The sequence below is a fragment of the Oribacterium sp. HCP28S3_H8 genome, from assembly GCF_052064775.1.
Lineage (GTDB): Bacteria > Bacillota > Clostridia > Lachnospirales > Lachnospiraceae > Oribacterium.
This window is the reverse complement of record NZ_JBQHUZ010000004.1, coordinates 100,376-113,779: the sequence shown is the minus strand read 5'-3', so window position 1 is coordinate 113,779 and position 13,404 is coordinate 100,376. Positions and strand designations below refer to the sequence as shown.

12 protein-coding genes and 3 pseudogenes are annotated in these 13,404 nt (G+C 43.4%); 1 reads left to right on the top strand and 14 read right to left on the bottom strand.

Annotated elements, in window-relative coordinates; translation table 11 throughout:
• Positions 1-38: 38 nt before the first annotated feature.
• From ACTNEN_RS06235 to ACTNEN_RS06175, 13 genes and pseudogenes are all read right to left on the bottom strand, one after another.
• On the bottom strand, positions 39-1,091 hold the full coding sequence (locus tag ACTNEN_RS06235; protein WP_441205179.1) for a restriction endonuclease: 1,053 nt from the start codon (positions 1,089-1,091) through the stop codon (positions 39-41).
• A 219-nt stretch (positions 1,092-1,310) separates the two neighbouring features.
• Positions 1,311-1,529 carry a helix-turn-helix domain-containing protein gene (locus ACTNEN_RS06230; RefSeq protein WP_441205178.1) on the bottom strand — a complete coding sequence of 73 codons (219 nt, stop codon included), beginning with the start codon at positions 1,527-1,529 and terminating at the stop codon, positions 1,311-1,313.
• 235 nt (positions 1,530-1,764) lie between these two features.
• A complete protein-coding gene (locus tag ACTNEN_RS06225) occupies positions 1,765-2,808 on the bottom strand; it encodes a nucleotidyl transferase AbiEii/AbiGii toxin family protein (RefSeq protein ID WP_441205177.1) in 1,044 nt (347 codons plus the stop codon).
• On the bottom strand, positions 2,805-3,545 hold the full coding sequence (locus ACTNEN_RS06220; RefSeq protein ID WP_441205176.1) for a DUF6577 family protein: 741 nt from the start codon (positions 3,543-3,545) through the stop codon (positions 2,805-2,807). Before ACTNEN_RS06220 ends, ACTNEN_RS06225 begins: the two co-directional genes overlap by 4 nt.
• Positions 3,546-4,281: 736 nt before the next feature.
• Positions 4,282-4,578, bottom strand: a complete 297-nt coding sequence (locus ACTNEN_RS06215) for a hypothetical protein (RefSeq protein ID WP_441205175.1) — start codon at positions 4,576-4,578, stop codon at positions 4,282-4,284.
• 36 nt (positions 4,579-4,614) lie between these two features.
• The gene (locus ACTNEN_RS06210; protein WP_441205174.1) at positions 4,615-4,824 is read right to left on the bottom strand and encodes a hypothetical protein; all 210 of its coding nucleotides are present in this window, start codon (positions 4,822-4,824) and stop codon (positions 4,615-4,617) included.
• 448 nt (positions 4,825-5,272) lie between these two features.
• Positions 5,273-6,454: pseudogene (locus ACTNEN_RS06205) on the bottom strand (iron-containing alcohol dehydrogenase).
• A gap of 42 nt (positions 6,455-6,496) precedes the next feature.
• Positions 6,497-8,422, bottom strand: coding sequence for an oxidoreductase (locus ACTNEN_RS06200; protein WP_441205173.1), 1,926 nt, complete (start codon positions 8,420-8,422; stop codon positions 6,497-6,499).
• 223 nt (positions 8,423-8,645) lie between these two features.
• Complete coding sequence (locus tag ACTNEN_RS06195) at positions 8,646-9,275, bottom strand: TetR/AcrR family transcriptional regulator (RefSeq protein ID WP_441205172.1); 630 nt, start codon at positions 9,273-9,275, stop codon at positions 8,646-8,648.
• Between the two features lie 44 nt (positions 9,276-9,319).
• The gene (locus ACTNEN_RS06190; RefSeq protein WP_441205171.1) at positions 9,320-10,066 is read right to left on the bottom strand and encodes a DUF1287 domain-containing protein; all 747 of its coding nucleotides are present in this window, start codon (positions 10,064-10,066) and stop codon (positions 9,320-9,322) included.
• Positions 10,054-11,772 (bottom strand): DUF262 domain-containing protein, encoded by a 1,719-nt coding sequence (locus tag ACTNEN_RS06185; protein ID WP_441205170.1) that lies wholly within the window; start codon positions 11,770-11,772, stop codon positions 10,054-10,056. Before ACTNEN_RS06185 ends, ACTNEN_RS06190 begins: the two co-directional genes overlap by 13 nt.
• Before the next feature lie 5 nt (positions 11,773-11,777).
• A complete protein-coding gene (locus ACTNEN_RS06180; RefSeq protein WP_441205169.1) occupies positions 11,778-11,999 on the bottom strand; it encodes a YdbC family protein in 222 nt (73 codons plus the stop codon).
• A complete protein-coding gene (locus tag ACTNEN_RS06175) occupies positions 11,992-12,126 on the bottom strand; it encodes a DUF4357 domain-containing protein (RefSeq protein WP_441205168.1) in 135 nt (44 codons plus the stop codon). The genes ACTNEN_RS06180 and ACTNEN_RS06175 overlap by 8 nt, the downstream gene beginning before the upstream one ends.
• Positions 12,127-12,347: 221 nt before the next feature.
• On the opposite strand from ACTNEN_RS06175, the pseudogene ACTNEN_RS06170 reads away from it, so the two are divergent.
• Positions 12,348-12,719 (top strand): annotated as a pseudogene (locus ACTNEN_RS06170) (IS1634 family transposase); the annotation flags it as partial.
• A gap of 10 nt (positions 12,720-12,729) precedes the next feature.
• On the opposite strand, the pseudogene ACTNEN_RS06165 reads toward ACTNEN_RS06170, so the two are convergent.
• Positions 12,730-13,303: pseudogene (locus ACTNEN_RS06165) on the bottom strand (transposase).
• Positions 13,304-13,404: the final 101 nt, after the last annotated feature.

The following is a 13,404-nucleotide window of genomic DNA, read 5'->3' as shown; positions in this document are numbered from 1 at the left end:
TTATTATCCTCCAAATATCGATTTGTCAGCCAGGTACTTTATCGTATATCAACCTCTATTCCATACCTGACAAGAAGAGACGCGAATGTTAATCCGTTAATCAGAATAATTCCGTTTTCATCGGCTTTTTCTTTGGCTTCATCGGAGAATTCGTCTGTCAGATTGATAACCATCAAAATGGCATTTTTCTCCGGGATGCGAGCCTCCATCTTCACAAGCTGATCTACACCCACGATATCGCCCGTGTCTTTACCCGTCTTCTTCTTTGCCTGAACATAAATATGCGGCATCTTCACATCGCAGATTTCATAGATATTATACATCAGAGTATTCCGGTTAAAGCATTCAAAGACCAGATCTACATCTCCGCCTTCTCCGTCATACCAGTTGTTATCCGTCAGCGTGTAGCCGTTCTTTATAAACAGCTCTCCGATAATATCTTCAAATTTATGATTATCGATCTTCTGTAGCGCAGATTTGATCTGCTCGAGATATTGATTTCTCGCTGAAGCAGTCGCTCTGCTGACCATGGAAATCAGGTCTGTGCTGTCCTTTGCAAATTCGTCCGGCTGCTCTGCATGCAGACGCACAAGTTCATCTACGGATTCTTTGAAGGATTCACTCCTTACGCGGTTCAGGGGAGACTGATACGCTATGAACTTGCTCTTAATAGTCTGCGCATGCAGATTCTTATCATAGCTGCAGCTGAATACATCTTCAACTTCTATAATATGGCCGAAGTCCTCTGCCTCTGAAAGAACATCAAAGCGGTATTTCTTCTTACATTTCGCGATGACGAAGCTTCGGCATACATAATCTTCCTCCATGCTGACCTTCGGTACGATAATGTAATCTCCCGGTTTGATTTCCAACATGATTGAAAGATTGTTGTACCGGGCTCGCATCGTTTCGTCCGGGAGATCTTTTTCCCATTCAGCCTGCCATCCGGCCTTAAATGCATCATACGAAGAATCAAGGGCCATGCCATAGGTGCCCCAGCCCTGTCTCAGCAAATGCTTGCTCACCAGTTCGTTACGAATCAGCTTAAATCGATCATCGTAGTTTATTCGAAAAACGTAGTAATTACTCATTCTTTAACTCCTCAGTATCGCTATCCGATGCATCGATAATGACGTTGCTATTTTTATGACTTCTTACTTTTGTATCTTCTTTCACGCCGTAGTGAAAATTTCCTTTGATGAATTGATTATAAGCCGCCGATTGTAAAATGAAGTATAACGGCCTGATCAGAAGGTTCATACCCAAGGGTAAGCGGATTGATGACTTCACGTATTAAATTGTAATGCTATTTATTTTGCCATTGCATTTGTCACAAAAGGAAACTTAATAATAAGCTCCTTATCCTTCTCAATCATACTGAGAAGTCTGCTTGCAGCTCCTGATGGATGATTTGTTCCTGCTTCCCATGCTTCAACTGTCTTGTCTGAAACGCCCATATAACTTGCAAATATCTTCTGTGACATTCCGGTTGAATTTCTAATTTTCTTTACCTCATCTGCTTCATACACTTTAACAGGCTCAACTGTTACCTTTAATATACTCCCTATTCAATAGGGCATCAATTCGATTTTAAGCGACTTCATTATAATGTTCCCATGATTATGGAATGATATGTTTCATTCCCTTGTTCCAGAAACTGCTCATAATTCATATGGTGTCCTCCTTTGCATGAAATAAAAAAAGCCCGATCAGTTTATTCCAATAAAAGGAACATACTAATCGGGCTATGTAATGTAATAAACATTAAACACCTTCTAGCATCCTTGTAGCTTCCACAAGATAACCATATGCTTCAAGATTTCTCTTCCGGATATAAGCGAGGCGCTTATATTGATCGCCAGCAATACGTTCTTTCGCATATCCTGCTGCATCAGCAATCTTCGGATAATTCGTCTGTGTCAAAGCACTGGCGGCAAGACACATCACTGAACATGCTTTCTCAGCAGCGATTTCCGGTGTAAATTTCTTCCCAAGAATATGATCCGTCAGGGAGCGAATACCCTTCAGGTATTCCACATAGTCCTCTTTATCATATTCTCCACGGCTGATAATGCTGATGCAGGCCCGGATGGTATCTTTCAAAACTTTCTCTTTTTCCAATTCCAATCCCCGGAAAGCCAGTTCTTCTACAACGGCTCTGTCGTAGGTCGTACGAAACTGCTTCTGGTCCTGCATCCGCTCTGCCAAGATGGCTACATCAAACATTTGCTTGGCGATCTCCAGTTCTTTTCCCTCCCCCAGCAGGACGCCTGTGGTATGCGGGGCGAAAGCAGTCAGCTTGTCACCCAGAATGCATTCCATCGTTGGCATGGTTACCACAAGGTCGTCCGGAGCTGTGACAAGTAGATCATTACGAATGGGCTTTGTCACAACCTGGTCATACGGAGATTCCATGAAAACAATATCCAGCAATATGTAAAACTCTCTCTGCCGGACGGGGGAATAGTAGATAAATTTGAAGTGGCGTTTTTCTATATTGTTCCGCCCCTTACGGATATCCTCTTCCTTTCGCAGAAAGGGGAAGATGGTTCCCGCCTGCTCAATGTAGCTCTCCACATCAGTCCCCGGATCCACAATGATGTCGATGTCCGTGGATAGCCTGATCGGATGATCCAACAGGAGCATCAGGCTTGTGCCGCCCTTAAAGGTAAACTTCATCCCTACCTTAACGAGCGCCTCAAGAAGTCCAAATGCGTAAAGTACTCTCTCTAATAGGCCCGGATCTGTTTTGTACCTCGCCTGCAATTGGCGAATAAAGTCAAGATCATAGATTTTCTTATCAATCATGTCCATTCCTCCGATCTCAGCTCTATCTTTGTCTCATCCTCAATAAATTTTCGGATGTCAGATTTAAGATGACGCCTTCCGGCATAGCGAAAAAGTGCCAATTCATTGATTGCATATTTGCCAAATGCATCTTCGTATATCTGTCGATACTCAGCCTGCTCGATCAACTGGCCTGTCAGTTTCCGGCTGAATATATCCACCAGCAGCTTTTCAAGTGAAGCCTGCTTGCTTCCCGGTTGTGGTGCCGGAGCTCCGGATATCAATTTCTGGACGATAATCATATCGTCCGCGCGATATCGGTAATACTCCTCCATACCAGGATCCAGCAGCACCCGGGGATACTTTTCCAGCAGCATGTCAAAGACTGTTGTCTCCAGCCCACTTTCCACTTCAATAAAATAAGCGTTATGTGCCAACTGGTGGTTCACGAACTCATTCCACTGATAAAGCTCCCATGTCTGATATGTGATCAGCGGATACTCTTTATCAATCAAACCGACCAACTCATCCATCAGGGAGGATGCTTTGAAATGATAAGGCGATTTCACGGAAGTTTTTGAATAATGTCCGCGTCCAACCTTCATGATTCGCCCGTCGTCCTGAAGATCCAGCAGCATGCGGTATGCCTTCCGGTCCGAATAAGCTGCCTGGGATTCTTTTACCATCCCAACGAAATCCTTTGTGGTAAACGACAGGTTCTCTTTCAAGAAGCTTGTGATTCGATCTTGTTCGTTCATCCTCTCCATCTCCTTCATTATATTGCAACTTTGTCACTTTTATAAAAAAATGACAAAACTGCACCTATACTATACAGCATGTCATTGCCGGCTTCAAGTGCAGTTTTGTCACTTTTTATTCTTTTTGACGAAACTGTACAGTGAGGTAGGGACGGCCAGATGCATAGGGTGTCTGTCTTGAAGCAGTCATATACCCCGCAGTTCTACTGTGGGGCATATGACTCTCGCGGCATTCGCCATATGGACAAGCAAGCTTGTCCGCATAGCTCGTTGCTCGCGGAAATAAAAAAGGCGCTCACCTCTCATTCGCAATGAATTCATAGGTAAGCGCCAGACTTCACTAAGATATATTTATATTCTGTTATTTGTCGCATCGAAAAGCTTTCAATCCTAATGTTGATAAAACGTTGATAAAAGTCCTGCCCCGGTGGTCGCAATCCCGCATAAACACTGGGTTTTTGACCATTTAGTCAGATGCTGCCGTGGCAAACAAAAAGTATCCTCGTCATAGAAAACTTCCTTCCTCAGACGCTGCAAAGTGCCGTGTTCTGCGCTCATTTGCGGGGTTCCCTCTTCTCTTTCAAATGTACACCATGAGCCGAAAATTCCGGTAGTAAGGCCTTGGGCGGCAGTGTGCGGCAGGATGTGGTATACTGCGGACATTCAAGAGCCGTTTTCCCAGAGGGAAAAATGCCGGCCTGGCAAATGTACATTTTTTATCTGTTTTTTCAGTTTACTATGATACCGGAGACGACAAAAGACCCGGGAAACATTTGCACAATCGCATCCGTATCTTCCGCAGAGAAGCCAAGCGCACCGGCGACAGGCGCGGCATATTTGTCCCAGCTCCGGAGATCTTATCTCCGACATCCTGCATCTTCTTTCCTGCAGTCTGAATCTCCTGTCCGGCAACGGAGCCGAAGTTCTGATATTTTTTCGTCAGACTTTTCAGCTGCTGTTCGGTATCCGCGATTTCCCTGGTCAGCGCTTCCTGCTGGCGGATTGTATCATCAGTCTGCGGTCCGTTTTTCATCTGCTTGAAGGCTGACTTTTCTTCTTCCAACTTTTTCTAGGTCGCGTCAATCGCGTCTGTCAGATACTTCTGCTTCTGCGCCAGAAGATCGGCATTCCCTGGATCCATTTTGAGCAACCTGTTCACATCCCGGAGACTGCTCTGTGTGTCCCTGATCTGCTTGTCAACCTGCTTCAAAGCCGTAGTGAGCTTTGTGGTATCGCCGTCAATCTCGATTGTAATGCCCTTTATACGTCCGGATGCCATGCGCTCACCTCTTCAACTTCTGATGGAGATATACTTCTCCACATGATATATTTATCCGTGAAATCACAATTTGTGATTTCACGGAATTTACGAAAGGATATTTTTGAGGACCAGATTTATGATGCGTTCAGTTTAATCTCAACATTGATACAAAAGGCATCAAACGACATCATACTTATTGATGGCTATGTCGATACTGGAACGTTAGATCTTCTTTCAAAAAAGACTGATGGAGTCTCTGTTTCTCTTTATACAACGAATAGAGGTTGTCGCCTTACAGCATCCGAAATATCCACTTTCAATGGACAATATCTGACCCTGACTGTAAATTATTAAATACTTTTCATGATCGTTTTCTGATCCTTGATCAAAAAATCGGATATCATATAGGCGCATCGCTAAAAGATGCTGGCAAAAAAAGCTTTGGTTTTACTCATCTTTTTCTCACTTACAAGCTCATCCTATATATCTCTGCCACGTCTTCTTTCCTGAGATCTTTGATCCCTTTCAGCACGCCGCCCACACTATCACAGGCAGCCTGAGCCATGGCATCAATATTTTTATCATTCACACCAAGGTCAGACAGTCTGGAAGAAAGACCAAGTTTATTAAATGTCCAATCTTTCTGGGCTTCTATCGTCTTTTTAGCACCTTCCATGTCGGGAAGTCCTGCCTCCACGCCAAAGCATCTGCATCCGTATCGATAAAAAGCCGGAGCAGTGTTTTCATCGAGAACATATTCCATCCATCTGGGCATCAGAATACCGATTCCATGGCCGTGATTAATATCATAGTAAGCAGAAATCTAATGTTCCATCATATGGAGCACCATGCTTGTCTCACTTCCAAGATCCATGATACCTCCGGTGATCATTGTCTGTACCCAAGCCAGATTTTCTCTGGCTTTCAAGTTATCCGGTTCTGCAATGGCAATCGGCGCGTACTTAATCACAGAGGCTGCCATAGTCTCCATCAGTTCGTTAACCACATCCAGCTTATCTTCGCTGATAAAATAACGGCAGTCGGTGACATGAGAAAGAATATCCATACTTCCTGCAGCTGTCTGATATGCATTCACAGTCTTTGTATAAGCAGGATTTACAAAAGCTGCTGTTACCTGATAGACTTCCTTCCATGGAGACACTTTTTCCTTTGTCTCGAGATTTGTGATAACTGTCCAGGCGTCGTTCTCAGCACCGGCGGCGGAAAGAGTACCTATCGTAAATATTGGCAGCGCTTTTTCAACGGATGCTTTATCTGTCACAAGATCCCAGCAGTCTCCATCATACATAGCTGCTTCTGCTATTGCTTTTGCTGAATCAATTGTAGATCCTCCGCCTACAGCTAAAACAGCATCCACCTTGTTTTCTTTGCAGATTTTTGCTGCCTTGTTCACTGTAGTGTGCCTTGGATTTGGTTCAATTCCGCCACATTCCGCTACTTTTACACCGGCATCAATACAGATCTTCATAACCTGATCATATATCCCGTTACGTTTAATGGAACCTCCTCCGTAAACAAGCAGGACTGTTTTCACCTGATGTTTATGAAATTCATCCGCCAACTTTTCTAATTGTTTATCTCCAAAATATATTTTGGTAGGATTATGAAATACAAAATTAGTTGCCATATAATTACCGCCCTCGTCTTTGTTATGATTCCTTTTCGATGATTAGATAGTAAGAGCTACATTCATTGCATCATGAGTTGCTGCAAATACATTTCCTGCTTCTGAAGCATCTCCGATGGAATAAACTTCCTTACACACCTTGCTGGCAGCTTCTTTAAGAGGATTGTAGGCAACGGTACCCATGGCAAGAACAATGCTGTCAAATCCTGTCAGTTCACATGTCTCTCCATTCTTCTCATATACTACTCCATCCTTAGTAAACTTCAGTATTTTTGCATCCGTATACATATCGACACCATATCTGTGAAGGGCTTCCATCATCACAGGACGGTTATGGACAGGAAGATCACCGGCAATCATAGGCTTCATTTCAATAATGGCTGTCTCTCTGGTCTGTTCCTCCAGGAATTCCGCTGTCTCGGATCCAATCAGACCTCCTCCTGCAATCAGAACTTTGTGGCCTGTAACAGCTTTTCCGGTCAGCACATCATTTGCCAGTAAAATGTTCTCGTTATCGATACCTTCAATGTGCGGCTTCAAGGGGCTGCTTCCGGTAGCAAGAACAATAGCATCCGGTTTATCCTGTTCTAATAACCGGGCATTTACTTCGGTGTTCAGGAATACTTTCACTCCGTACTTCTTGCACTGGTGCTCATAGTAAGCAATCATTTTAGTAATATCTGTTTTCCCAGGGGGATATGCTGCAACAAGAAATGCACCGCCCAGATGATCTTCTTTCTCATATAATTTTACTTTATGCCCCCTCTTTGCAAGAATCCAGGCTGCTTCCAGTCCTCCCGGTCCTCCACCGATTACAGCAACATTTTTCTTTGTTTCGGCTTCTTTAATAATTTTCTCTGTTTCAAATCCATTAAATGGGTTAGATACACAGCTTACATGAGTATCTGCAAAGAGTTGATGGATACATCCCTGATTACAGCTGATACATGGACAGATATCTTCCAAATCTCCTGCAAGAACCTTGTTGGCATACTGGGGGTCTGCCATGCTCTGACGTCCAATGGCTACCATGTCCATATATCCGGAAACGACTGCTTCATTAGCTACATAGGGATCTTGAAGACGTCCGACTCCGATTACCGGAACACCGGCCATTTTTTTGATTTCACGCGGATAATCCCACATGTAACCTGGCTGATAATGGGAACAAGCAATGATATTCTGAATACTTCCATAAGTACCAATGGTAACATCTACTGCATCTATTCCTGCATCGACTGATGCACGAACGATTGCTTTTGCTTCCGCAAGACCAAGCCCACCTGTCATAAGTTCTTCGACAGCCAGTCGTATAATAATCGGGAAATCATTTCCACAGTTTCTGCGTATTCCCTTGATAATGGAAAGAAGAAATCTCATACGATTATGGAGGGTTCCACCAAACTCATCCGTTCTTTTATTAGAATGTGGGGAAAGGAACTGCTCGATCAAATAGCCACTTGCAACATGAAGTTCCACGCCGTCAAATCCGGCCTTCTGCACATTGACGCAGGCCTTTACATAAATATCAATCTGTTCATAGACTTCTTCCGTTGTAAATGCATGAGGAATCTCCTGCATAAGCGGACAGGGAACCGATGACGGGCCGCAAATCTGCTTGCCGCCATTGTAAGCCTGGCTTCCCTGTCGTCCATGATGAACAAGCTGCATAACGATTTTCCCGCCTGCTTCATGAATGCTTGAAGTCAGTCTCTTAAAACTCTCAACCTGTTCATCATTCCACATACCGCCTTCATATTTTAAGGACATGCCATCCGGTGTTACGGCTGTACATTCAGTGATGATGAGCCCCATTCCACCTCTTGCTCTCTGAGTATAGTATTCAATCAGGGCATCGCTGGCTAAACCTCCGGGCTCTCCAAGGTTCGTTCCCATAGCTGGCATGACCAGACGGTTCTTTACTGTCATACTTCCTATCTGTATTGGCTGAAATAATGCTTTAAACATAGTGGCTCCCTCCTTGTTGTAATAATGAACCATAAAACTCATTGACCGTAAGTCATCTGACCAATAGTCAGATGACTTACGGTCATTTTACTTTCCCTTCTGTTTTTTGTCACCAGCCATATCAACCAAAATCAAACGCTTTTTTTGTACAAAAAAACAAAGGAACGTTCAGTATCTCTTACTGATGGTTCCTTTGTGTATTCATTAATGCCGATTATACAGTTTATCGCTTTATTAATACAGGGGCCAGAAAACCTTCAATCTGTTCATTGAACATTTCTATCAGTTTTACAACCGTCATCTCCTCATTACAGATATGCCAGATAAATGCAGCTCCATAAATGTATGTGACTATCATCCAGGCAATCTTCCTGCAATCAGCATCTTTCTGTATCTCTCCAGAATCAACACCGGATTCAAGAATACTCTGCATCTGTCTTAAATCTTCCTCCAAACGTTCTGTACTCTGATATTCAATGACAATCTGACTCCATATATGACAGAAATCCCATCCAATTTCTTCGTACATTTTTTTTGCATATGCAAAGTTATAGTATCGAATCTTTTCGATGATTGACATATCATTCATTGACGATAATTCATTGTATACGTCCTGAATATTTAAGCCCATTACAGCAGCTTTAATGTAGTCTTCTTTATTTTCAAAATAATAATAAAACGTTCCTTTGGCAACATTGCATGCTGTAGTAATATCATTAATTGAGGTCTTGGAAATTCCTTTTTTCATTGCAATCTCCATTCCTTTTTTTATCAACAATTCTTTTTTCCCGGTCTGAGATGTCTCAGACTGCCTTGCAATCCTCTGTGCCGGGCTAATGTATTTTTCGTTCATTATCTCTCCATCTCTAATAGAACTGATTATGTGCTGAATCTCAATTAAAGAAAATATTGTGCTGAGATAAACTCCATCAATTCCGTCAATTGTTTATTGGGAATATGGCTCCCATTGCCTGCTAAAATACACCCTCCTGTTAATGACCTCATTTGGTCCAGGATTTCGTCCGCACCCCCAATATCCTGTTCATAAGTTTTCTGCCACGGATCATTGTGATGAATCACGTATGGCACAGCATCCTTATTCCGGCGGTCGGAAACCACCCCAATGTGATTCTCGAAGATCACGATATCTCCGCCCTGCCATTCCTGTGTATCGGATACGTCTGTTGTCAGACTGATTGCATTATTTCTGAACCAGACCTGCAGATTTTTCACTCTCCGGAAGTCGATATTCTTATCCGGCTCCACAATGTCATAATAATCAGGATGCGCAACAATGTCTTCTGACACAAGTTCCATCAGATCATAGCCTGCTGCCTTCATAGCATTCGCGACGACATCCGTGCAGACACCGTATCCGTCATCCGGATAGCCTATATTGTAATACCTGCTCTTATACTTCGGATGTGTTCCGACATAAGCAAGCGCGCCTTCCAGAACATCGACCTGCTCTATAGTGCCGCTATATTGATTGTCCGGTCTCCTGGAGGACGTATGCTGATAACATGACAGAACGGCAAACGCCACAGCAGCAATGACGCAGACCACTACAATCAGAATAGTCGTTATCGTACGCCTGGTTCTCCGCTTTTTGCCCGAAGTTGTATCGGCTGTCAAATCTTCCATGCTTTTTCCGCCTGACAAGCCAGCCATTCACCGCGCTTCTCTATTGACTCTTCTGTCCATTCGTTTTCTTTTAAGGCATCCTGAATGGTCGCAAGGCCAACCGCACACGCATCGAGTCCCGGCTTCGATTCTCCTTTTCCGGCCTTCTTCGTTTGCCAGTCTCCATCTCGAATTGAGGAGTTCAACGCCTGCGGGATAATCGCAAGGTTTCCCAATGTAAGAAGTTTGCTGTCACGCTCCTTTGCCTCTTCTTCCGTCGCGCAAGGCGGCCAGTTATTTCTCCACTTCTTTGGCATCATATGCTCAAGGCTGTAATTATTGAACCCCTGCAAAGCAGTCGCGGATTTATCCGATCTGATATAACTTTCAATCAAATACAAGATGCCACGCGTCTGAAGATTTGTAAGATGAGAATTCTGGAATCCATTCTCAACCTCTGCGTCTGTTGGAACATACGTTGTTGTCTCCTTGCTGTCTTCAAGCCTCTTAAGAAGCGAATCTGCATCTAAAGCCTGATTCCTGATCAGAAGTGTAAAGAGATTGTTGTAGTTCTTAGTAGAAACATGTGTGATCATTCTCCTCATCACGTAGCTCTCAAGGACATGGTAAATCTTCGTCAGTTCCTGTGGATCAGAGACATTCTTGACAACATAGAGCACATATGGAATCATCGTCGTATTCTTTAAGCCGAAGATCAGCACATTCATGCGCTCTACTCCGAACTCCTTCGGGATAGCCATATAGCAGTATTTCGGATCGAATGTCTTCCTGAAACAATCAGCATAGTCCTTCAGATTATCAAGGATAACTGTCTTGTCGCCTTTACAATACATTTTAATAAACTGCTGATATGACTGCGCGATCTTATCCACGCGAGCATACAGAATCTTGTCCTCTGTAGAGACATTGTATTGCTTATCCTGAATAAACTGTTGGAAGAAGGCATCGAAGAAGATATCGATCAGAGCCCGTTTCATACGGCCAGTTTCTATCTCGGTATCCCAGTACGCCTTGGTCTCATCATCTTTTTCGAAAACCTGCTCCCATTTGTCAACATATTCATTAACGGTTTCTCTGCTGAAGAAATAATTCTTCAACAGTTCTGACGTCGTCAGATTAACGCCCAGTGAATTGATCGTATCGAAGATCTGTTGCTCGTCTTCGTCTGTAGTAAGATCGATTTTTACAAACTGAACATTCTTCATGATACGAAGGACATCCAGCTTATTTGGATCTGCATGCTTCACAAAATAGTTGAACGCAGAAATCACCCTGGACTGAGGCTGAGGATTATCAATTTCTTCAGCCTTTTTCATAGCCATGGCTTTTTCAAACGCCGGCGAATCGTTTCTCCCGGCACGAAGAGCAATCTGCTCTCCATATACCCGGAACTGCGTGTCAAACAACTTCTGACCAGTTTTCAGGCATAATACTTTCAGAAAGATCAGAAATGTCGTCAGTCTTTGCTGTCCATCCACGACAGTCTTCCTGGCCGTAAAATTATCCCCCTTTTTCGGTGGTTCCCCTTCCTTCAGGATGATTGAGCCGAAGAAATGTGGTTTGTCCGTCTCTGTGACAAACTCCATATCGTTCTCGAACCGTTCCCAGAGATCCTCTTGCCAGACATAGGCGCGTTGGAAGAACGGGATTTCAAGCTGAGTGGAACTATTGAAAATATCCGCGATCAACGCTTTGTGTGCATCCATAATATTTAGTCCTCGACCTTATCCAGAAGTTGTTTTAATTTTGCGAGTTCTTCGCCATTCAGAGAGATTCCTTTTCCCATTTTTTCGTGTCCGGGAGCCCAGTCACGAATATCAAACTTCGGCGCAGCACCATTCCAGGACACGAGATTCAGTTCCCGTGTCCAGCCGCTCTTGCTTTCTGATAAAACTCCAAGTTCCTGTGTGATTTCATACTTAAAGTCAGCCATTATGTACCTTATACCTTCCAAGATCCTCCCCAGAGCTCACCTTCCATACTCTCATTCCATTAGAGATATTTCCTGTAACAAATGTTGCTGCTGTAGATACACTTTTGAAGGAAATATCTTTGAGCAATACATGATCTTGTTATCCCAAGTTCTATCTGCAAGATAAGAATAATCAAATTTTCGCAATGATAAGTTCTCCTTTCTCCCAAAGCGATCATTCATCACCCATTTTATCCGTTATTTTGGGAGATATTCTCTGCCGTTGGGAGAAAATCTCTACTCCCAATTATATTTTTTTTCTCCCAATATTCAATCATAATTGGGATCTATTTATGCTTTTCATTTGGATCCAAAGCACTTCTTCAGCAGACTATTATTGTTACATTCTCCCGCAAGATGATGGAATATCAGAGAAAAATACGGAACGCTCAGATTCTCCGGGCAAAAAAACTGCTTTTAAACCTGGACCCGGAGTCATATAAGAAGGGTCCGAATGACGTTACCCGCTTTATTAAAAGAGAAAACACTACCAAAAGTGGTTATATTTTGGACAAAGAGCGGATTGCCGAAGAAGAAAAATACGATGGCTATTATGCCATCGCTACAAACCTGGTTCCAGACAAGGATGAATCCGAGCAGGACTTTGTACGTAGTATTTTATCAATTAATGAACAAAGATATCGGATCGAAGACTGCTTCCGGGTAATGAAAACCAACTGGACACCCTCCGCTAGGCAGTAGCCTGGTAGATTCGGTCGATTTCCTCCTCAAAGATTTCATCCGGGGTCTTGTAACCCAGAACCTTCCTTGGGAGGCAGTTACACCAGGTCTCCACATCGGAGATCTGCTGACCGGTAAAGTCATCAATCCGCTTACCCTTTGGTATGAACCTTCTGATCAGGCCGTTATGCCGCTCTACGGTTCCCTTATCGCAGGACGTGTAGGGATGAGCATAGTAGACAAGCGTATCAGCCATCTTCTGTAAAGTGTTTCAGCACATACTCCAGAAACGCTGATCTGCTCAAAAAGTCATAATGCCTGCAACTTTGCTTTCGGTTGTTATCATAAGTTTTCTGACCAGCAGACGCCTTATAACGGGTCACGTGGCCGTTATACAAGGTAACTGAACCACGTGCCATTTCATTCGAGACAGTGCTCGGTGAGCAGTCGATCTCACGAGCAACTGCCCGAATGGAGTAGTTGTCTTTAAGACGAATCTGAATAAGAACTCGTTCCTCATACGAAAGATGTTTGCCTTTTATATGGGAAGTTATGGTAGCATAGGAGCAGTCCGTGGTGGCGATTCTCCTGTAGAAAGTTGGTTGTGGTGACTTACATTCTAACAAAGATCCTGCCATGGATCTTTATTTTATTCAGATGTCCAACTTCATTTTACAATCGGCGA

Coding starts and splice junctions, on each gene's coding strand:
- ACTNEN_RS06235 (WP_441205179.1), bottom strand. CDS start 1,091: ATGAGTAATTACTACGTTTTTCGAATAAACTACGATGATCGATTTAAG.
- ACTNEN_RS06225 (WP_441205177.1), bottom strand. CDS start 2,808: ATGATTGATAAGAAAATCTATGATCTTGACTTTATTCGCCAATTGCAG.
- ACTNEN_RS06220 (WP_441205176.1), bottom strand. CDS start 3,545: ATGAACGAACAAGATCGAATCACAAGCTTCTTGAAAGAGAACCTGTCG.
- ACTNEN_RS06215 (WP_441205175.1), bottom strand. CDS start 4,578: ATGAAAAACGGACCGCAGACTGATGATACAATCCGCCAGCAGGAAGCG.
- ACTNEN_RS06210 (WP_441205174.1), bottom strand. CDS start 4,824: ATGGCATCCGGACGTATAAAGGGCATTACAATCGAGATTGACGGCGAT.
- ACTNEN_RS06200 (WP_441205173.1), bottom strand. CDS start 8,422: ATGTTTAAAGCATTATTTCAGCCAATACAGATAGGAAGTATGACAGTA.
- ACTNEN_RS06195 (WP_441205172.1), bottom strand. CDS start 9,275: ATGAACGAAAAATACATTAGCCCGGCACAGAGGATTGCAAGGCAGTCT.
- ACTNEN_RS06190 (WP_441205171.1), bottom strand. CDS start 10,066: ATGGAAGATTTGACAGCCGATACAACTTCGGGCAAAAAGCGGAGAACC.
- ACTNEN_RS06185 (WP_441205170.1), bottom strand. CDS start 11,772: ATGGATGCACACAAAGCGTTGATCGCGGATATTTTCAATAGTTCCACT.
- ACTNEN_RS06180 (WP_441205169.1), bottom strand. CDS start 11,999: ATGGCTGACTTTAAGTATGAAATCACACAGGAACTTGGAGTTTTATCA.